This window comes from Mucilaginibacter sp. L3T2-6, from assembly GCF_030519355.1.
Taxonomy (GTDB): domain Bacteria; phylum Bacteroidota; class Bacteroidia; order Sphingobacteriales; family Sphingobacteriaceae; genus Mucilaginibacter.
Window position 1 is genome coordinate 30,053 of record NZ_JAUMKC010000005.1, and the last position, 20,715, is coordinate 50,767.

General features: G+C 46.7%; 19 protein-coding genes and 1 tRNA gene. 11 read left to right on the top strand and 9 right to left on the bottom strand.

Annotated features, from left to right (window positions below; translation table 11 throughout):
- Positions 1-17: 17 nt before the first annotated feature.
- Complete coding sequence (gene mfd / locus Q3W13_RS07330) at positions 18-3,371, bottom strand: transcription-repair coupling factor (RefSeq protein ID WP_302862933.1); 3,354 nt, start codon at positions 3,369-3,371, stop codon at positions 18-20.
- Between the two features lie 195 nt (positions 3,372-3,566).
- Between mfd and Q3W13_RS07335 the strand changes: the two genes are divergently transcribed.
- The 4 genes from Q3W13_RS07335 (at position 3,567) to Q3W13_RS07350 (ending at position 5,073) form a co-directional block, all read left to right on the top strand.
- Positions 3,567-3,977, top strand: coding sequence for a DUF4199 domain-containing protein (locus Q3W13_RS07335; RefSeq protein WP_302862538.1), 411 nt, complete (start codon positions 3,567-3,569; stop codon positions 3,975-3,977).
- A complete protein-coding gene (locus Q3W13_RS07340) occupies positions 3,970-4,272 on the top strand; it encodes a DUF2752 domain-containing protein (protein WP_302862541.1) in 303 nt (100 codons plus the stop codon). The genes Q3W13_RS07335 and Q3W13_RS07340 overlap by 8 nt, the downstream gene beginning before the upstream one ends.
- Positions 4,273-4,404: 132 nt before the next feature.
- Positions 4,405-4,911 (top strand): GbsR/MarR family transcriptional regulator, encoded by a 507-nt coding sequence (locus tag Q3W13_RS07345; RefSeq protein ID WP_302862542.1) that lies wholly within the window; start codon positions 4,405-4,407, stop codon positions 4,909-4,911.
- 91 nt (positions 4,912-5,002) lie between these two features.
- Positions 5,003-5,073 (top strand) — tRNA-Gln (locus Q3W13_RS07350).
- Between the two features lie 64 nt (positions 5,074-5,137).
- On the opposite strand, the gene Q3W13_RS07355 is transcribed toward Q3W13_RS07350, so the two are convergent.
- Together Q3W13_RS07355 and Q3W13_RS07360 are read right to left on the bottom strand one after the other, a co-directional pair.
- Positions 5,138-6,520 carry a carboxypeptidase-like regulatory domain-containing protein gene (locus Q3W13_RS07355; protein ID WP_302862543.1) on the bottom strand — a complete coding sequence of 461 codons (1,383 nt, stop codon included), beginning with the start codon at positions 6,518-6,520 and terminating at the stop codon, positions 5,138-5,140.
- Positions 6,450-7,019 carry an RNA polymerase sigma factor gene (locus Q3W13_RS07360; protein ID WP_302862544.1) on the bottom strand — a complete coding sequence of 190 codons (570 nt, stop codon included), beginning with the start codon at positions 7,017-7,019 and terminating at the stop codon, positions 6,450-6,452. The genes Q3W13_RS07355 and Q3W13_RS07360 overlap by 71 nt, the downstream gene beginning before the upstream one ends.
- A gap of 81 nt (positions 7,020-7,100) precedes the next feature.
- Here Q3W13_RS07360 and Q3W13_RS07365 point away from each other — a divergent pair, with 81 nt between their 5' ends.
- Together Q3W13_RS07365 and Q3W13_RS07370 are read left to right on the top strand one after the other, a co-directional pair.
- Positions 7,101-9,065: a von Willebrand factor type A domain-containing protein gene (locus Q3W13_RS07365; protein WP_302862545.1), complete on the top strand. Its 1,965-nt coding sequence runs from the start codon at positions 7,101-7,103 to the stop codon at positions 9,063-9,065.
- 433 nt (positions 9,066-9,498) lie between these two features.
- Entirely contained in the window at positions 9,499-9,903 is a 405-nt protein-coding gene (locus tag Q3W13_RS07370) for a response regulator (RefSeq protein WP_302862547.1), read from the top strand.
- 162 nt (positions 9,904-10,065) lie between these two features.
- On the opposite strand, the gene Q3W13_RS07375 is transcribed toward Q3W13_RS07370, so the two are convergent.
- Entirely contained in the window at positions 10,066-11,385 is a 1,320-nt protein-coding gene (locus Q3W13_RS07375) for a sorbosone dehydrogenase family protein (RefSeq protein ID WP_302862548.1), read from the bottom strand.
- A 168-nt stretch (positions 11,386-11,553) separates the two neighbouring features.
- On the opposite strand from Q3W13_RS07375, the gene Q3W13_RS07380 reads away from it, so the two are divergent.
- Positions 11,554-13,494, top strand: coding sequence for a gliding motility-associated C-terminal domain-containing protein (locus Q3W13_RS07380; RefSeq protein ID WP_302862549.1), 1,941 nt, complete (start codon positions 11,554-11,556; stop codon positions 13,492-13,494).
- Positions 13,495-13,584: 90 nt separating this feature from the next.
- On the opposite strand, the gene Q3W13_RS07385 is transcribed toward Q3W13_RS07380, so the two are convergent.
- Genes Q3W13_RS07385 through Q3W13_RS07400 form a run of 4 tightly spaced genes read right to left on the bottom strand, consistent with a single transcriptional unit; the run spans position 13,585 to position 16,368 of the window.
- A complete protein-coding gene (locus Q3W13_RS07385; RefSeq protein ID WP_302862550.1) occupies positions 13,585-14,343 on the bottom strand; it encodes a phosphatidylserine decarboxylase family protein in 759 nt (252 codons plus the stop codon).
- Between the two features lie 53 nt (positions 14,344-14,396).
- The gene (locus Q3W13_RS07390) at positions 14,397-15,233 is read right to left on the bottom strand and encodes a phosphatidate cytidylyltransferase (RefSeq protein ID WP_302862551.1); all 837 of its coding nucleotides are present in this window, start codon (positions 15,231-15,233) and stop codon (positions 14,397-14,399) included.
- Positions 15,230-15,442, bottom strand: coding sequence for a DUF2007 domain-containing protein (locus Q3W13_RS07395; protein WP_302862552.1), 213 nt, complete (start codon positions 15,440-15,442; stop codon positions 15,230-15,232). Before Q3W13_RS07395 ends, Q3W13_RS07390 begins: the two co-directional genes overlap by 4 nt.
- Positions 15,442-16,368 carry a CPBP family intramembrane glutamic endopeptidase gene (locus Q3W13_RS07400; protein ID WP_302862553.1) on the bottom strand — a complete coding sequence of 309 codons (927 nt, stop codon included), beginning with the start codon at positions 16,366-16,368 and terminating at the stop codon, positions 15,442-15,444. Before Q3W13_RS07400 ends, Q3W13_RS07395 begins: the two co-directional genes overlap by 1 nt.
- A 47-nt stretch (positions 16,369-16,415) precedes the next feature.
- Here Q3W13_RS07400 and dusB point away from each other — a divergent pair, with 47 nt between their 5' ends.
- Positions 16,416-17,420: a tRNA dihydrouridine synthase DusB gene (gene dusB / locus Q3W13_RS07405; protein WP_302862554.1), complete on the top strand. Its 1,005-nt coding sequence runs from the start codon at positions 16,416-16,418 to the stop codon at positions 17,418-17,420.
- A gap of 135 nt (positions 17,421-17,555) precedes the next feature.
- On the top strand, positions 17,556-17,942 hold the full coding sequence (gene apaG, locus Q3W13_RS07410; RefSeq protein WP_302862555.1) for a Co2+/Mg2+ efflux protein ApaG: 387 nt from the start codon (positions 17,556-17,558) through the stop codon (positions 17,940-17,942).
- 124 nt (positions 17,943-18,066) lie between these two features.
- Here the strand turns inward: apaG and Q3W13_RS07415 are convergent, their stop codons facing one another.
- The gene (locus Q3W13_RS07415; protein WP_302862556.1) at positions 18,067-18,354 is read right to left on the bottom strand and encodes a hypothetical protein; all 288 of its coding nucleotides are present in this window, start codon (positions 18,352-18,354) and stop codon (positions 18,067-18,069) included.
- A gap of 124 nt (positions 18,355-18,478) precedes the next feature.
- Between Q3W13_RS07415 and Q3W13_RS07420 the strand changes: the two genes are divergently transcribed.
- On the top strand, positions 18,479-19,555 hold the full coding sequence (locus Q3W13_RS07420; protein ID WP_302862557.1) for a GDSL-type esterase/lipase family protein: 1,077 nt from the start codon (positions 18,479-18,481) through the stop codon (positions 19,553-19,555).
- Between the two features lie 59 nt (positions 19,556-19,614).
- Positions 19,615-20,631: an LLM class flavin-dependent oxidoreductase gene (locus tag Q3W13_RS07425; RefSeq protein ID WP_302862558.1), complete on the top strand. Its 1,017-nt coding sequence runs from the start codon at positions 19,615-19,617 to the stop codon at positions 20,629-20,631.
- Positions 20,632-20,715 lie beyond the last annotated feature (84 nt).

Below are 20,715 nucleotides of genomic sequence, written 5' to 3' on the forward strand. Positions count from 1 at the left end.
TTGGCACGCTGATACACTTACACTACAGCCACTTCGCTGACATCACTCAAGATTTCAACTGCCTGATCGATGCTGTTTACGCCATCAATGCTTAGGCGTAGGGTGTTTTTTACCTCCTTCAAATTGGTGCGTCGCGGGTTGGCCTGCACAAAGCTTAGTACGTTCCGGAAGGCTCCCGTTTCAAAGTATGGCGATTGCTGATCCGTGATAAAATAACCGCGCAGTACATTTTTCTTGAGAGATATTTTTTCAAAACCAATAGCCTTACCCAGCCATTGCAGGCGCATGGTATTCAGCAGGTCGTTAACCTGGGGCGGCACCGGGCCAAAGCGGTCATGCAGCTGCTGCTCAAAGGCACGCAGTTCGGTTTCGTTTTCCAGCTTGGATAACTCCGTATAAAGGTTATACCGTTCAGACACGTTGGTTACATACTCATCGGGTATCAATATTTCCTGGTCGGTATCAATCTGGGTGAAAGATATAAACGGACGCGGCTTATCCTCGGGGAACACGCCTTTAAACTCGTCTTCCTTAAGTTCTTGTATGGCCTCATCCAGTATCTTATGGTACATCTCGAAGCCAATCTCAGCAATAAAGCCGCTTTGTTCTGCACCGAGCAGGTTACCGCTGCCACGGATATCCAGATCGCGCATAGCCACGTTAAAGCCGCTGCCCAAATCGCTAAACTCTTCAATGGCGCTCAGGCGTTTCCGCGCTTCATTCGTTAATGTAGATAACGGCGGACTCAACAAGTAACAGTAAGCCTTTTTGTTGCTCCTGCCTACACGGCCGCGCATCTGGTGCAAATCGCTCAGGCCGAACATGTGGGCGTAGTTAATGATAATAGTATTGGCGTTGGGAATATCCAAGCCTGCTTCAATAATGGTTGTAGCCACCAGCACATCGTACTCATGGTTCACAAATTTCAGCATCACGTCCTCCAGCGCATCCCCCTCCAGCTGACCGTGGGCTATGCCAATACGGGCCTTTGGAACCAGCTTGCGTATCATACCGCCAAGCTGCGGCAAATCACTCACACGGTTATGGATAAAAAACACCTGCCCGCCGCGGTCAATCTCGTGTTCAACGGCTTCTTTTATGAGTGTATCGTTAAATACATGCAGTTCGGTAACTACGGGTTGACGGTTGGGTGGCGGGGTAGAGATAATGGATAAGTCCCTGGCGCCCATCAGCGAGAAATGCAGCGTGCGTGGAATTGGCGTGGCGGTCAGCGTCAGCGTGTCCACATTGGCACGCATCTGCTTTAGCTTTTCTTTGGTTGATACGCCAAATTTTTGCTCTTCGTCGATAATCATCAGGCCGAGGTCTTTAAACTTAACGTCTTTGCTCACCAGGCGGTGCGTGCCAATAATGATATCTATCTTTCCCTCCTTCAGCTTTTCAAGTGTTTCCTTTATCTGCCTGCTGCTTTTAAAGCGGTTCACATAATCGATATTCGCCGGGAAACCCTTTAACCTGTCGGAAAACGTTTTAAAATGCTGCGCAGCAAGAATCGTGGTCGGCACCAGGATAGCCACCTGTTTGCTGTCGGCAACAGCCTTAAAGGCAGCGCGAACAGCTACTTCTGTTTTGCCAAAGCCTACGTCGCCGCAAATCAGCCTGTCCATCGGGTGCGGCGCTTCCATGTCCTTTTTCAGGTCTGCAGTGGCCTTTTCCTGGTCGGGGGTATCCTCGTAAATAAACGAGGCTTCCAGCTCGGTTTGCAAATAGCTGTCGGGCGAGAAAGCATTCCCCTGCTTGGTTTTACGCAGGGCGTAAAGCTTAATCAGGTCGCGGGCAATGTCTTTAACTTTTTTTTTTGTGGTTTTCTTCAGGCGCTCCCAGGTATCGGTGCCAAGCTTGTTCATCCTCGGCACGGTGCCCTCTTTGCCGCTGTACTTGCTGATACGGTTCAGCGAGTTGATGTTCACATACAGCAGGTCGTTATCGGCATAAACCAGCCGTATCATCTCCTGCATTTTGCCGTTCACTTCTACCTTTTCCAGGCCTGCATATTTGCCTATGCCGTGGTCGATGTGGGTTACATAGTCGCCGGCCTTTAGCTCACGCAGTTCTTTCAGGGTGATGGCCTGCGAGCGTTGGTAGCCTTTTTTAAGCTTGTACTTATAATATCGGTCAAATATCTGGTGGTCGGTATAACAGGCGATTTTTTGTTCCCTGTCCACAAAACCTTCACGGATAGCGATGCTTACCGGTGTAAATTTCACCGTTTTATCCAGGTCATCCAAAATGGCGTAAAGCCGCTCTATTTGCCGGGCCGAATCTGTCAGGATAAAATTCTCTATCTTATCAGCATCGTTATTTTTAAAGTTATGTATCAGCAGCGTAAAGTCCTTATTGAATGACGGCTGCGGCCGCATATCGAAGTTGATCTCCTTTGCATCGTGGTAAAAAAATTGTTTGCCAAATTCAACCAGCGGGAAATCATGCAGCTGGTCGGCGATCAGTTTCTCGTCGGTAAAACCAAATTTCGGGTCAATCCAATCAGGGTTCTTTTCTTTTTCTTCTGCGGATAAAGCTTTCCAGAGCGCGGTAGCTTTTTTATAGCCGGTCTGGATAATATCCAGCGTAAACTGCACATCCTTTATCCAAACCTGGGTGCCGGCATCCACGTATTCCAATAACGAAATGTTGTTCTCTGTCAGGAAATTCGACTGCACGTTAGGTACAATCGTAATGCTCTTAACCTGTTCAACCGATAGTTGGCTTTCCACCTCAAAGGTGCGTATCGATTCGATCAAATCCCCGAAAAACTCCACACGGTAGGGCAAGTCATGCGAGAAAGAGAATATATCCACAATACCACCCCGGATAGAGAACTGGCCGGGCTCATACACAAAATCCACCCTGTCAAAATCATATTCAACCAGGAACTCGTTAATAAAATCGATGCTCAGCTTATTGTTAACGGCAATTTCCAGTGTGTTTTTTTCGAGCGATGAACGGTCGATAACTTTTTCGGCCAAAGCCTCCGGGTAAGTAACTATCAGCTGGCCAAATTCGGTAGCATGGTTCAACTCGTTCAGTACTTCGGCACGCGCCAGAACATTGCTGCTGTCGGGCTGCGTAAATTCAAATGGTTTTCTGTAAGATGAGGGGAATAGCAGAACCTCCTTGCCGGTAAGGTTTTCCAGGTCGGCCTGAAAATAAGCCGCTTCCTCACGTTCCGGCAGCACGAAGACCATGTGCTTGTGCTGCAAAAAATACAAAGCTACCGCAATGGCGGCATCGCTTGAACCGACCAGGCCTCTCAGCTGTATTCTCGGACTTTTTGATGCGTTAAGCGCCTCCGCCAACGCTGTTACCCGGTTATCAGCCTTATATCTATCTAATATATCGCGGATATTCAAAACTGGCGCAAATATACGTAAAAAAGCTTTTGAGACGGCCGGTCGGCTCAATCATCAAAATTATTGCAAACAATATTGCGTTGTAATTACTTTTAATAGTAAATTAGGGTTAGAGATTAGAGACTGGTGGTTAGAGATTAGTTTCTGACCATTTCATTAATCTTTGGCGCCTATCCACCAGAAACAACCTTTACTATGAAAAATGCTATTATTTTCGGCCTTTTGATAGGCGTTTTAAGCGGAGCCTGGATGTTTATTATGCATGCCCTTGGTTACTCCCCTCAAACCAGCGGACTTAAACCTATAGAATACGTGTCGGTAATTATACCCTTAGTCGTTTTATTTATCGGAATTTATAGTTACCGCTCAAACGAGTGCGGCGGGCACATGGGCTTTTTGGAAGCACTGATGCAGAGTTTTAAAATATTGATTGTGGGTGGCATTGTTTCTGTGGCAGCCGCAATTATTTTCATTTCTGAGTTCGCCCCCGAAGGTGTCACCCTTCAGGATTTTTCGGGAAGAATATTTGGCGCCTTGCTGGTAGGCATCCTGTTTTCACTGGGCGTATCGGTATTACTGACCACGAAACCTAATAAAGTTGATTAAGATTGCTTTTAAAAAATATTTCGAACTTGCCTTTTGGATTGCCGCTATGGTTTCATTGGCGTTAACTAATCCATCTGATCAATCTCATTTCTCGTTATGCCCTTTTAAGCTGATGGGTATAACCTGGTGCCCCGGCTGTGGCCTGGGGCATTCCATTTGTTATTTGTTTCATGGCGACATCCGGCGCTCATTCCAGTGGCACTGGCTGGGCATTCCCGCAGTTATCTTAATATTTTACCGTATTTACTCACTCGCAAGATTAAGATTTAAAACCCGCTCACCCGTTTCGTTTTGAGGGTTTTAATTTGAGGTCGCTGCCTTACAAGCTATGTTTAAGCGCTTTATGTTGCCTGTAAAATTTCCGTTCGCTCACTTTATTGTCTTTCATTAACTCTTGAAAGTTCGGTAAGATTGATACCTTTGTTATATGGAATTAACCGAAGCAAGGCAAAAGTTTATCGAAGCCTGGGGCAAGCTGGGATCAGAGTGGGGAATTAACCGCACCATGGCGCAGGTACATGCACTACTGCTGATCAGTCCGGAGGCATTAACCACCGAGGAAATTATGGAGCAGCTCAGCATATCGCGCGGCAATGCCAACATGACTCTGCGCGACCTTATTGGCTGGGGCCTTGTTGAAAAACAGCACAAACCCGGCGAGCGCAAAGAGTATTTTTTCGCCGAAAAAGATGTGTGGGTTATTGCCCGGCAGGTAGCTAAAGAACGCCGCAAACGGGAGCTGGAGCCCGTAATCAAAATTCTTGACGAACTTTCAAAAGTTCAGGGCGATGCCAAAGACCCTACTTACAAAAATTTTCACAAATCTGTTACGGACATCAATAAGCTGGCAAAAAACGTTGATAAAACCTTCGACGCCATGCTGAAAGCCGACGAGAGCTGGTTTTGGGGTTCAATTCTAAAGGTTTTTAAGTAACCCATCATGACTTTCTACGGGGTGCCGTGCCATAAAAAACATCCCAATCATCTGCATTTTTATTTTTTTCGTATATTTGCAGCCCTAACGCTCCCTTATGGTGTAACGGTAGCACGTCTGATTCTGGTTCAGCCTGTCGTGGTTCGAATCCATGTAAGGGAACAAAGCCTTCCAAATTTGGAGGGCTTTGCTGTTTCTGCAAATGTGGCCTCTGGCCGTACACTTTTTAGAAGTTTATAGCCAGCTCAACCTGCTCCGGCTTACCGTTAGTGTTCCCAACCCATTTCGGGCCTTTTTTTATTAGGTCAATAGCCTTTTTATCAGCGTCGTCGCTCAAGCTGGTTAAAACTGTTACATTGCTGATCGCTCCGGTTTTGTCTACCCAAAATGACAGTAAGACCGTCCCTGTTTCCCGGTCGGGAGACACAGAGGCGCCGCTTAAGTACCTGTTATACTTTTTCCAGCCAATTTGAGGATGGGCAACCGAAGGATTCTTTGTGTTGTTTGATAGTGCCGCCTCCGTGGGGATATCGGCAGGCGCAAGGCTAATCGTTTTCAGCGAATCTCCTCCGGCTGCAGCGGCTCCTATTTTTGCGGTATTATACCCTAAGCGGCTAACAGTAAATCCGCGTTTAATACGCTCTGACGGAATATTAAATCTTCCATCCCGGTCGGTAACTGTGCCAAAGTTTGTACCATAGGCTTTTATGGATACACCTTGCAGCGGCGCGCCGTCTATTTCGTCGACAATGCGGCCTTGCAGATAAAACTTTTGCGAGCCGGGCGAGGTCATTCTCAAATCAGCAGGGGCAGAATTTAGCCCATCGGCCTTGCTGTTAAGCTTATACTCCGGGGCAACTGCGGCCGGAGGCGTTATTTGTGCCAAAATATTTTGGGAAGGCTTGGCAACGGTCACTTCATTCAATGCGTTGTTTTTTTTTGCCGGCCTGTAATTCATCACCACCAATTCGTTTAACGGAGTATTGTCAGCTGTATCCGCATTTGGCACAACAGCATTGGCAATAACATTCTTATCGGCCGCCGGCTCGGCAACCACAGGTACAGCATCCTGGTGACGGGTTATCTCCGGGGCTGCCTTTTTAACAATAGTTCTTGAACGAATCGCCGGTGTTGATGCCTTAGCCAGCATCTGCGCAGCGGCGGTGGTTTCTTTCGCCACCGGTTGCACCGGAGGTGTTTTTTCAACACGCTTAACAACCATTAAATGTGGTTGTACTACGTGTGAAGTTTTAATAAATACCAGCCAGCCTATCGTAAATACCACCAAAACAGATGCTGCAATGGCCAGTGTCCGGAAAGGAATCAGGCGTTTTACTTTCTTCTCTTCAACGCGCTGCCGCAACCGTTTGCTCAAGCCGGTTAAATTGGCTTGCTGACCACGGCCGGATTTTTCGTAACCCTCCAGGGCATCGGCCAGGAAAGGATCGTCCTGCGCACGAGCTTCCAGTTGGTGCATAGCACGGGCATCAAGCTCCCCGTTAAGGTACTTTTGAATTAATATTATGTCAGCATCGTGGTTAGCCACTTTTCTTCTCCAAACAAATTTTAAGGTTACGCTTTCCGTTTTGAATAAAACTTTTAACCTCATTAAGGCTAAAACCGGTTATTTCCGTAATCTCTTTATAACACTTTTCATTTAAATAAAACAAACTCACCGTTTGTTTTTGCTTAGCAGGAAGCTTTTCTATACACCCCTCCAGTGCCTGCAGGGCCTCTTCGCGGTTATTATCTTCAGGATGCAAAACCAGCGAAAATTCCATAACATCATCCAGACTGATCACCTCCATTTTTTTTGACGAGCGAAGCTGCATCAAACAATAGTTGCGGCTAAGCACGTAAAGCCAGCTTTTAAACTGTTTAATATCGTGCTGCTTAACCTTAGTGATCAATTCCTCAAATATCCCCATTACAGCATCCTGCGCCAGCTCTTCATCTTTTAAATATTTCAGGCAAACACCATAAACCAGGGGCATCTGCTTTTCATAAAGCTTGCCCAAAACCGCCAGGTCGCCGTGCTGGCGGTAACTGGTTAGCAATTGTTCATCGTCGGCGTCGGTTGGTTTAACTGGTCTCCTAAAAAAATTCATCCGGAGCGGCTAAAATAATTTTTTTTAATGGTTTATGGAAATGCGCCGGGCACAGCATCATTAGTACAAAACCAAACAGTTATGAAAAAGATTTTATTAATGATTTTAATATTGGCAGGCTTAACCGGGTTTAAGCAAACAGCCTTCCGCAATATTACAGGCGCCGTTACCGAAAAGAACACCGGTTTACCGCTGCCTGGAGTGAGCGTTACCGCGCCCGGCACCCAGGCCGCCACCCAAACGGATATTAATGGCAGGTTTACTATAAGTGTGCCAGAAAGCTGCAAATCGCTTAAGTTTACTTTTGTTGGCTACAAAACGCTAACCTTGCAATTGGGTAAAAGCGACAAACTGAATGCCGCGCTTGAATTTAACGCCAACCAACTGAACGAGGTTGTTATCACAGGATATAACACCCAGCGAAAAAAAGATGTTACGGCAGCTGTCTCTGTGGTTAAGATGGACTATGCCGCCCCGCAGCCAAATGTGGCGACCGCGCTACAGGGACGGGTATCGGGTATCACAGTTTCCAACGCGCCAGTACCGGCTGGAAACGCCGCCATAACGCTGCGCGGTACGTCTTCCTTTTCAATAGCACCACTGGTAAACGACGAAAGCTATAAAAACAATCCTGAAAACGGGTTTACTACGGTAAACGCCAACCCGCTTTCAACCTTTTCTGTAGATGTAGACGCAGCGTCGTATGCCAACATAAGGCGCTTTATCAACAATGGTCAGCTACCGCCCCCAGATGCTGTTCGCATTGAAGAGATGATAAATTACTTTAAGTATAATTTGGCCGGTCCCTCTGATAATAGTCCGGTCGCCATTCATACGGAATTATCATCGGCGCCATGGAATGCCAGTCACCGGCTACTGCGTATCGGGCTAAAAGCAAAAACTATCCAACAAAAAAAACTGCCGCCATCAAACCTCGTGTTTTTAATCGATGTATCGGGCTCCATGCTCGAACCTAATAAGTTGCCGTTGGTAAAATCCTCTATGAAAATGCTGGTGGATCAATTGCGGGCGCAGGACAAAGTGGCCATTGTTACTTATGCAGGGAATGCGGGCCTCGCCCTGGCCGCAACTCCCGGTAATAAAAAAGAAGTTATTAACGATGCGATAGACAATCTTGAGGCCGGCGGTTCTACGGCAGGTGGTGAAGGGTTGAAGCTGGCCTACAAGATTGCCCGTGAAAACTTTATGACTAAAGGTAATAACCGCATTATACTGGCTACCGATGGCGACTTTAATGTTGGCCCCTCAAGCGATGGCGATATGGAGCAGTTAATAACTAAAGAGCGCGACAGCAAAGTAGCTATCTCTATTCTTGGTTTTGGCATGGGCAACTATAAAGACAGTAAGATGGAGACCATGGCCGACAAGGGCAACGGAAACTACGCCTATATAGATAACCTTACCGAAGCGCATAAGGCCCTGGTAAGCGAGTTTGGCGGTACCCTATTTACGGTTGCGAAAGATGTAAAGATCCAGATTGAATTCAATCCGGCCAAAGTGCAGGCGTATCGCCTTCTTGGCTATGAAGACCGCATCCTGGCCAAAGAGGATTTTAATAACGATAAGAAAGATGCGGGCGATATGGGCTCCGGCCATACAGTTACTGCATTATATGAAGTAGTGCCGGTCGGTGTTAAGGATGACTATGCTGGCAATGTTGACCCGTTGAAATACCAAAAAACCGCCCCGGCGCCTCAAAGTAACTCATCAGATGAAATGATGACTATTAAATTCAGGTATAAAGAGCCGCATTCCGAAAAAAGCTTGCTTAAGGCTGTCGCTATAAAAGATAAACCCATGGCATTAAGCGCAACATCAGACGATTTCAGGTTTGCAGCTGCCGTTGCCGAATTCGGTATGTTATTGCGCGAATCAGAATTTAAACAGGGCGCTACTTTTCAGCAGGCGATCAGCCTGGCAAAAGGAGCTAAGGAAAATGACGAGGATGGCTACCGGTCGGAATTTGTGAGGCTGGCCGAAAGTGCAAAATCACTGGCCAAAAAAGAACTCGCTGCTAACAAGTAAACTATTAGCTGACCGATAGAGGCATGCCCGGCGCTGCGCAACCTTCAGGCTTAATGTCATTGTATCCGCGTTAATTCCTAAGCCAAACGGGTACTGCTGAGGCTGACATTAATGGTTGCAAAGCAAAGGGCTGTTTCTGTTTTTGGCGAAAATATCTTTTTACGGCTAACGTCATCGTTTGCCCAAAAAATTCCCCGGCGACTGTTCACAATATTCCCCTGCGTTTTACGAATTTTTAACTTAAAGGATAATTAATTTTTTTGAAGAGTAATATCATGCGATATTTGCACATAGGTGCTATTGGCACAGCTATTGCCTAATAATTAATGCTATGCTATTAATTAAGGCCTGCATCGGGTTTTTATGAAAACAATCGCCGGCTAAAGCTTTAGTTATAAAATATTTATCTTAGCAAAACTTAAACTATTTACCCATGTGCAAACTTGTAGTAATTGACGACAACCCGACAGACCATTACATTATGCAGCGTTTACTGCACAATAACTATAATTGCGAACAGGCAACCTACACTTTTGACGGCCGATTGGTGCTGGACTACCTGGAAGAAAATAAAGACACCGGCCCTCTGCCTGATGTCATTCTGCTTGACCTGGACATGCCTCAGCTGACCGGCTGGGAGTTTCTGGATAAGCTGGAAAGCTTTAATGCAGAAACCAACAAAAATGTAAGAGTGCATATCATGAGCTCATCCATCCGCACAGCTGATGTGTTTCAGTCGAAAAAATACAATTGCGTTAACTCTTTTATGACCAAACCGTTGTCCCGCGATTTAGTGAACCAGGTTTGCGAGCAGGCCAATCCCTACCATAACAATTAAGGGTCAAATACCCATTTGTAATAATATTTGTTTGATATTTTGAATTGCGGGGCGCATTCAGCAAACATAAGGCACTTTCACAGAGGTGCCTTTTTTATTTGACACGTGATTTACAGAATACAGGGCGCAATCCAAGCCGGCGCGTCAAAAAATCGGATGTAATTATATCGCCGATACCCGCCAGATTTTGTTGCCCGCGTCGTCGGCTACCAATACCGAACCATCCGGCAAAGCTGCAATACCTACGGGCCTGCCGTAAACTTTCTTATCATCAGCATCGGCAATAAAGCCCGTCAGGAAATCTTCAACCGTTCCGTTGGGCCTTCCATCCTTAAACGGAACAAATACCACTTTATACCCTACCAGCTTCGAGCTGTTCCATGAACCATGCTGCCCTATAAATGCGCCGCCCCGGTACCGCGCAGGGAATGCACTGCCGGTATAAAAAGCGAGGCCGAGCGAGGCCGTGTGCGCGCCGAGTGACAAGTCGGGCGTAATGGATTTTCTTACCAGGCCGGGCCGCTCACCAATATGGTCCGGATCTTCATGTTTACCAAAATAAGCGAAAGGCCAGCCATAAAAACCGCCTTCTTTCACACTGGTTAAATAATCAGGCACAAGATTGTCGCCAAGGTCATCCCGCTCATTAACCACGGTGAAAAGCACATTAGTTAAAGGTTCAAAATCAATGCCCGCCGGGTTTCGCAAACCGCTTGCAAAAATGCGTTCGTGTGTTCCGTCCGGGTCTGTTTCCAGGATATCGGCGCGACGGGCCTCCACTTCCAAACCATGTTCAGCATCATTGGTGCCTGAACCTACGGAAATGTATATTTTACTGCCATTCTTATTTGCGCGCAGGTTGCGTGTCCAATGGTTGTTATAGCCGCCGGCAGGCAGCGAAAGGATTTCCTTTCCGGCAGCTGTTATATTTTTTTGCCCTTCTTTATAGGGATATCGCCACAGAGCGTCTGTATTAGCTACGTAAAACCAGCCGTTTAAAATCAGCATACCGTAAGGCTGTTTCAGGTTGCTTAAAAACGTGTGCCTGGTATCTGCGGCGCCGTCGCCATTGGTATCCCTCAGCAAGCTGATTCGGTTAGCGCTTTTGTTGTAGTTCTGCGATTTACCGGCCCCGATAATATTAGCGCCAATGCGTTTTATCCCGCCAATTTCTGTATTTGCTTCCGATACAAATACGTCGCCGTCCGGAGCCACATAAATATTGCGCGGATTGTTCAAACCTTCCGCAAATAAGTTTACCTTAAATCCTGCAGGTGCAACAGGTGTTTTGCCTTGCGGCCAGCCAATCACCCTGCAAAAAGTCATAGCTGCCTTGGTTTGATAGGGCGGCGGCAGCTTTACCCGCTGGTTTGCCGATGTTACAACATCGTCGGCTTTCGAAGGGTCAGGCTTTTTTGATGAGCATCTAAAGCATAGCAGGGCGGTTGATAAAATAATTACATTAAGGCGAAAACTCATCATAAAAACAAGTATGCAATTTTAATTTAACTTCTTATGCTTTTTTTGTTTCGTTATCAGCCTGTCCGCTATGCAATAGGATGCTGTTTTTAGCTGCCTGTGGTCAAACCACAGGTATAATTAAGTACATTTGATTTTTGCTATCACCTTGTTTGATTTGATTATCCCCTAATGAAACCGGCCCGGCTTAAGATACTTTTACCCGTAATCGGTTTATTTTTTGCGAGCCAAAGCATTGCGCAGGTTTGCACTGGGGCACTTGGGGACCCTGTAATTAACCAGGATTTTGGCTCGGGCGCCGGTCCCGGCCCGCAGCTGTCATCTTCAGAAACAACCTATAGCTATCAAGCCGCCGATTGTCCGAACGATGGCAGCTACACCATAGCCAGCCAGACCAACGGCTGTTTTGGCCGCACCTGGCACAGCCTTACCGATCACACCGGAAACCCTAACGGATACATGATGATTGTAAATGCATCAAACGAGCCGGGCCTTTTTTACACGCAAACTGCCGACGCCGGTGTATTATGTGCCAATACCACCTATTACTTTTCTGCCTGGATAACTAATATAATCATTCCATCGGCGTGTGGCGGTGCATCCACGCGGCCCAATATTACTTTTTCCATCGAAACGCTTGACGGCAAACAGCTAAGTCAACCCTATAATACCGGCGATATTGAGCCTGCCGATGGCGTGGAATGGAAACAATACGGCACCTATTTTACTACACCCGCCAGTGTGAGTACCGTTGTGGTAAAAATGATAAACAATGCTCCCGGCGGCTGTGGTAACGACCTGGCACTGGATGATATTACATTCCGCGCCTGCGGACCGGTAATCCAGGCCGGGTTTGGCGCTATTGCAGGGCAAACAACGCAGGAGATCTGCGAGGGCAGCAACGCACACTTTAGCATAAATGCAAAAGTTAGCGCTAATAATCCCGTATTACAATGGCAGGTAAATTATTCAGATAATGGCTGGGTTGATATCGATCATGAAACCGGCGCCACGCTTAATATAGATTTTCAAAAGGCCGTTAAAGGTACTTATCAATACCGGCTTGGTGTAGCTAATGGTTCGGATATCACTTCCGTGCGGTGCAGGGTGTATTCGGCGCCGCTGACGGTCACGGTAAATCCGCTGCCGGTTGTCCCGGCCATTCCACCAAAGACTTTTTGTGAGGGATATCCGCTCACACTGGAAGCATCGGGCGGCGCAACATACCGTTGGGCAGGCCCCGGCATTCAACCCACATCTCAAAATCCCCTGGTTATAAATAACGCTACGCCGGCAAATGAAGGGACCTATACAGTGATAGCTACCTCGGATAAAGGCTGTGAGGCGCCGCCGGTACAGGTACAGGTTAAAATAGTGCCAAAAGTTGTGGCGAGTGTTAGTGGCAACGTGGCAATTTGCGCCGGACAAAGCACACAACTGCACGCCGCCGGCGGCCTTTATTATAAATGGACCCCTTCCGCTGGGCTTGATCATGACGATATTGCCAACCCTGTTGCCAGCCCGGCAGACACCACTACTTATTCGGTAAACGTAAGTAACGACGGCTGTAATGATGACAGCAAAAAGATAACTGTTGCAGTGCGAAAAATTCCGGCAGCAGACGCGGGAGAAAACAAAAAGATCTTTGAGGGTCAATCGGTAAAGCTGAACGGATCTGTTACCGGAGATGAGACAACCAGCGTATCATGGTCGCCGGCAACTGCGCTCGACGATCCAACCGCCGTTACACCCACGGCAAACCCTACAGACGACATCAGTTACACCATGACTGTGACTTCGGCAAACTGCGGGATATCAACCAGCACCGTTTTTGTACGGGTTTATAAAAAAATCACTATACCTAATACCTTTTCGCCCAATGGCGACGGCATTAACGACACCTGGAATATTGAAGCGCTGGTAACCTACCCTGAAAGCTCCTCGATGGTTTTCGACCGGTATGGCAAACTGGTATACAAAAGTACCGGCTACGCTAAAGCATGGGATGGCACATATAACGGCAGCAAACTGCCCGGCGGTACTTATTACTATGTTATTGATTTAAAAAACGGGACCAATAAATTAGCGGGATGGGTGTATATCGTGCGGTAAGAGGTATTTTAAAAGTTGCCTTGGTAAAAACGGGTTCCGCAACATAGGCCAACCGCTCCTAACTGCCAGCTTAAACCTGCCAACTCTTTTTTACGCCTTCTTCTTTGCCGTATTCTTCACGGGCCTTGCCGCTTTAACCGTTTCAAAAGCATCATCCGCTTCTGCTTTTATTTTAGGGGGTTCAGGCTTGTCTGCCAATTCAGCGAGAATGGTGCGGCCGCCTTTTACCACCTGGCCAAGTTCAACGTTTATTTTAGTACCAAGCGGCAAAAATACGTCCACACGGGAGCCGAATTTTATAAAGCCGAACTGCTCGCCCTGCTCAACCACATCGCCTTCTTTAACATACCACACAATACGGCGCGCAAGCGCGCCGGCTATCTGGCGGAACAAAACGACAACGCCCTCTTTATTTTCGATGGCAATAGTAGTACGTTCATTTTCGGTAGATGATTTGGGGTGCCAGGCCACCAGGTACTTGCCTTTGTGATACCTGAAATATTTAACAACCCCGGCTATTGGGTTACGGTTAACGTGCACATTTACCGGCGACATAAACACGGAGAGCTGTATCCTTTTGTCTTTCAGAAATTCGGTTTCCACCGTCTCTTCAATCACCACCACCTTGCCATCGGCCGGGCATAAAACATATTTATCATGCTTATCGATGCCGAATTTCGGGCTGCGGAAAAACTGCACGATAGTTACAAAAAGCAGGAATGAAAGGATGTAGATAATCCATTTTACCACGTGTGCTTCGGGGAAGTAAAATTGGATCAGCGCATTCAAAACAAAAATAAAAAGAATGCAAAGGGCTAACGAGGTATATCCTTCTTTATGAAAAGTCATTGTTTTGGGTATTTATTATAGCACTACCGATTGCAGGTAATAGTGCAAAGCTACTAATTTGAAATGAAGTACAGGTAAGTATATACAATAGGAGCGGCCAGCAGCAAGCCATCGAACCTGTCGAGCAGGCCGCCATGGCCGGGCAGCAAACCGCCGGAATCTTTAACATTAATGCTACGCTTAAGCATTGATTCTACTAAATCGCCGGTTGTGCCGATGATGGATATGATCAATGCGATAACAATCCAATGCTGCATGGCCAGCCCTGTGTAATAATGGCCAAGTATACGCCCTGCGGCCACACTGATAATAGCGCCGCCGATGAATCCTTCCCAGGTCTTTTTCGGCGAGTGGCGCTCAAAAAGCTTGGTGCGCCCCAATGCCCGCCCAACCAGGTAAGCGCCGGTATCGTTCGACCAAAGCATTACCAGGAAACCCAGCGGAAGGTAAAGATTAAACCCACCCAAAACATACGCCAGGGCATGGAAAAACGTAAACGGCACAACGGTAAATATCAATCCCAGGTATGTATAAGCAATATTGGTAAAGGGCGCTTCTGATTTGGCGAACAGCTCTGTTGTGAAAATAGCGGCCGATGCAACCGGGATTAAAAATAATAACTTGTGCCCGGTATTCATGCCTTCCAAACCAGGCATTGAAAAAACACCCGAATAACAAAGCACGGCGAAGGCTGCGAATATTAAAGCCCCGGTAAGTATCCCCACGGGGACGTTCGGGTTAGCCGTACCCTGCTTTATCAGGCCATAAAACTCAAAAAGGCACAGGCAGCTTATCAGCAAATAAAAGCCGGCAAAAACCAGCGGGCCCAGCATAACCGAGGCCAGCATTACAATCACAAAAATTATCCCTGTTATGGTTCTTGTCTTCATTGCATACTTTGATTCATAATCAGCACTTCTATAGCGTCGCTAAAGTTGTCCTGGTGCACGTAAACTTCGATATCGCCGAACGTGCGGTGCGACGAATCCTGTTTGTTTAGCAGTACAGTTTCAATATTTTGCCCTGCTAAGGCTTGCTTCACCATTTCGCTCTGGTAAAAGTTTGATGAAGTAAATATTCTTACCCAGTTTTTCTCCATCACTCAACACCGGTTTTATTTTTCAGGAGCATTGTACGGTGATATATAAAAAGCAAACCACCGGTTACTATAAAACTTACAAGGTAAGCCGGCGCGCTAAAAACATGCTGGTTATTTACATCGCCGGTAAACACTTTTTGCTGAAAAAGGTAAGTTACCACAACAATGGTGGCATTATTTATAAAGTGCGCCCAAACGCCGGTCCATATACTGCCGCTCCAGGCTACAAAATAACCGAACAATAACCCCAGCAGCAAACGGGGGAAAAATCCAAAATACTCCATATGGAAGGCGCTGAACAAAATCGCCGTTATCCAAATGGCAACATGTATGTTTTTGGTCCAGTTGCAAAAAATGGTTTGCAAAACGCCGCGAAACATAAACTCCTCGGCAATAGCAGTAAATAAGCCGATAAACAGCACATTTAAAATCACGTCCCACAGGCCTTTCATGTTTAGCATTTGGGTCATCAGTTTTTCGGTGTTTTTTTCATTTTCGCTCATCCATTCCAGCCAATGCGGCACCGGAACTTTTTGGTTAAGGTTTGACAGGAACTCGATAAGCGGCAACCCGACAAACATTGCAGCAAGTATCAAAACCATTAACCCCCACGGAAAATGCAGACGGGGCTTAATATATCCCGGGATATCGCGCACAATTACAGCGCTGAAAAAAATGGCCGATACCAGGATGGGCAATGTAGTGCCGGCTATCTGAAGTATCCAGATAGCGGGCATAAAATGTGGCGCTGTAAAGTTTAGTGTGCCTAAAGCCAGAAACGTCTTCTGGCCGAAAATGGCTAACACCAGGCCCGCGCCAATTAAATTACCTGCGATAAAGAAACCAATAAAAATACCCGTAAATATTAAAAATTGCACACCCGGACGTATGCGTTTGTCATTGTTTTCTAACTGTTTATAGGGCATATTTATCATCCGGGGTAAAATGCGTATTTTTGCCACGAAGATAACAGATGTCGGTACAAATAGGAAATATTGATTTAGGTGAGTTCCCGCTGCTGCTGGCGCCGATGGAAGATGTGAGCGATCCGCCATTCCGTTACGTTTGCAAGCAAAACGGTGCAGACATGATGTACACTGAGTTTATCTCGAGCGAAGGGCTGATCCGTGATGCCGCCAAAAGCCGCCAGAAACTGGATATTTTTGAATACGAGCGCCCGATAGGCATACAGATCTTCGGCAGCGATATCGACCACATGCGCGAGGCTACCGAAATTGCCACCCTAGCCAATCCCGATTTGATGGACATTAACTACGGCTGCCCGGTAAAGCAGGTGGCTTGTCGCGGCGCCGGTGCGAGCCTTTTGCAGGATATTGACAAGATGGTAGCCATGACCAAAGCTGTGGTTAATGCCACGCATTTACCTGTTACTGTTAAAACCCGCCTCGGCTGGGATGATAACACCAAAAATGTTTACGAGGTGGCTGAGCGCCTGCAGGATGTAGGTATAAAAGCCCTTACCATACATGGCCGTACCCGTGCGCAAATGTACAAGGGCGTAGCCGACTGGCGCCTTATCCGTGAAATTAAAAAAAACCCGAGGATACAAATCCCCATATTTGGGAATGGCGACATCGATTCGCCCCAAAAGGCTGCTGACTGGCGTTTGGAATACGGCGTTGATGGTATGATGATTGGCCGCGCCGCAATTGGCTACCCTTGGATTTTTCGTGAGATAAAGCACTATTTTAACACAGGGGAATTTTTAGAAAAACCAACCATTGCCGAGCGCGTTGAGGCCTGCACCACGCACCTGCAAAAATCGGTAGAGTGGAAAGGGCCAAAGACGGGTATCTACGAAATGCGCCGCCATTACAGCAACTACTTTAAGGGGATTGAAAACTTTAAGGAATACCGCATGCGCCTGGTAGTTGCAGCTACACTGGATGAGGTAATGGAAATTTTACACGAAGTGAGCGTAAACCCAAGGTACGCTTTGGAAGTCTTAAGTGAATAGATGTTAGTTGTTAGTCACAAAAAGACTTACTACTACAGGCTCAAGGCATTAGACTAAAATTATCCGCAAAAAAAATCAGAAAATGGCTTGATATTTGACTGGATAATATATATTTGACTCTCAAGATTTTGTTATATGGTTACGACTATTACAGACGGCGTTAAGGTATCGGTAGATACGATCTACCAGCCCGAGTATTCTAACCCGGCAAATGACCACTTTATGTTTGCTTATAAAGTAAGGATTGAAAACATGGGTAATTATGCGGTTAGGTTGTTGGGCAGGCACTGGTATATTTTTGATTCTAACGGCGCCAAGCGCGAAGTGGAGGGCGAAGGTGTTGTTGGCCAGCAACCGGTTATAGAGCCGGGTATGGCCCACGAGTATGTATCCGGGTGCAATTTAAAAACCGATATGGGTAGCATGAAAGGCGAATATCACATGACCCGCCTGATGGACAATCAGCCGTTTAACGTGCAGATACCCGAATTTTACCTGATCGCACCCTACCGGATGAATTAATTTCACTCAACCATAAGATTAAAGAAACCCCGGCTCATCTCAAAGCCGGGGTTTTTATTTGCATACGAAATAACAATTACTTGCAGTTTATAAGCAATAGTTTGTGAACGATGGCATACAGTTTCTATTGATGGTGTATGGTATCCTTTTTTAGTTCTCGCCGCACTTCCTGTACTTTCTTTTCATTCCGAAGATGCTTATCTGCCTGTCTTAATTGCTTGTTGATCCGTGCAGCTTTTTGTGATGAAACTTTTCGCACAACCCGCTTATGCTTCTTATAAAGTTTATGTTTTAACGTGTCGGTTTGCTGTTGCTGGCCAATAGCCACATCTATATCATTCTCTGCCTGCAGCGCAGGCGCAATTTCAATTGTCAGGCCGAGTAGCATTATTATTATCAAAAACTTTTTCATATCGAATTAAATTATAAGTATTAGACAATCAGACTATAATAAAGTTTGATTGTCTTGGGGCGGATAACAAACTTCGTCTACTGGTTATGTATTTGAAGGCGATTACCGTTATCTTTAAACCGATATGAAAGACATCGCGCGGTTCCTTTTTGTAATGCTTGCTTTGTTGGCTGTTAAGCTCACTTATGCCAAAAACAACAGGCTTAACTTTTATAAAGCCGATAACCCGGATATCCGTTATGTTGGCCGTATTGATTTTTCGGACAAGCTTAGGCCTCGCATCTGGGCCCCGGGTGTTTATATACAGGCAAAATTTAAGGGGCCGCAGTGTGAGATCATTTTGAACGATGAAGTACCCGGCGGCAACAACTTCAATTACCTGGAGATTGTAGTAGACGGCAATAAGATGCAGCGTATACAAACTACAGGCAAGCAAAACATCATTAAAGTTCCCGAAGGCCTTGCCGGTACAGAACACACCCTGCTGATCTGCAAAGACACAGAATCAAACATCGGTTATATAGATTTTATCGGGCTGCGGTGCGAAAAGCTGCTCCCATTACCGCCGCAGCCTAAACGGAAGATCGAGTGTTTTGGCGATTCGATAACCAGCGGCACCGGCATGGATCTGTCTGCCGTCCCCTGCGATAAAGGACAATGGTACGATCAGCATAACGCCTACATGAGCTACGGGCCCCGCACTGCCCGCAACCTTGATGCTGAGTGGCAGCTTACTTCGCTGGCTGGTATTGGGTTAATGCATAGCTGCTGTAATTTAAAAGTGGTGCTGCCGCAGATAGTGGATAAAGTTTTTATATATGGCGATTCTATCACCTGGAATTTTAAAAACTATCAGCCTGATGTGGTGACCGTTTGCATCGGGCAGAACGACGGCCCGCAGGACTCCACCCTGTTTTGCAGCGCTTATGTTAAATTGTTGACCCATATGCGCCACTATTACCCTAAGGCCGATATTATTTGCCTCACCAGCCCCATGGCTGATACTACTCTTTTACCCGTATTGAAACGTTATCTTACCGGAATCACCGGCCACATGAACGCAAATGGCGACCGGCGGGTATCTAAATATTTCTTCTCCAAACGGTACCACAATGGGTGCGGCGGGCATCCGGACATTGACGAGCATAAACAAATAGCCGATGAGCTGACGGCTTATATTAAGCAACTAAAGCACTGGTAGCCGAAAACTTTACATTTCCTCTACAACGCCTTCTGTAATTTTGTGTTTTAACATTTACTATGAGCACAAATAAGATACGGCTAAGCGTTTTGGACCAATCGCCTGTGCGCAAAGGCGTTACCGCAGAGCAGGCAGTTCAGGAAACTATCGCGTTAGCAAAATATACCGATGAACTGGGCTACACCCGTTTTTGGGTATCGGAACATCACAACACCGGCGCATTGGCAGGCTCTACGCCCGAGGTGTTGATGGCTTACCTGGCGTCGCAAACCAAAAACATACGCATTGGCTCGGGTGGGGTGATGATGCCCAATCACAGCGCGTTGAAAGTTGCAGAAAATTTCCGTATGCTGGAGGCACTTGCGCCCGGACGAATAGATTTAGGCATGGGCCGCGCTCCGGGAACTGACCGCCTAACTGCATCGGTACTGAACCCGTCTAACCAGTTCCGCGAGCAGGACTTTATAGAACAGCTTTACGATTTGCGAAACTATTTTCATGATACCGGCGAGCCGGGGACGTCCGTTGGCAAGATACGTGCTATCCCGCAGGTACAAACCGTGCCCGATATGTGGCTGCTCAGTTCGAGCGGACAGAGCGGATTATTTGCAGCTCATTTTGGCATGGGGCTTTCATTTGCGCATTTTATCAATCCCCTTGGCGGCCCGGAGGCGGTTAAGTTATATCGCGAACGTTTTCAGCCTTCTGACGATATGAAACATGAGCAGGCCAGCGTAGCTATTTTTGTTTTTTGCTCGGAGGATGAAGAAAAGATACGGCGGCACCAGGCGTTGATGGATTACCGCTTTACACAGTTTGAAAAAGGCGCCGGCATAAAACCGGTTGGCTACGAAGACATTAAAGATGTGGAATACACCGGCCAGGAGCTGGAACGCATCCGTTATAACCGCGCCCGCGTAGTAACCGGCACGCCCGGCGAAATTAAACTGAAACTGAAATGGCTGGCCGAAGATTATAAGGTTGATGAAATTATTGCGGTTACCATAACGGAAAATTTTGAAGACAGGCTCACCAGCTACCGGCTGCTGGCAGAGCAATTCGAACTTGAACGTTAACGGAGGGCAACCGCCTGCATCCCCGGGTTAATTTAATCAGACTTGTAAAAACCTTTTGCCTTAACACCCGTTCAAAATGTCAGG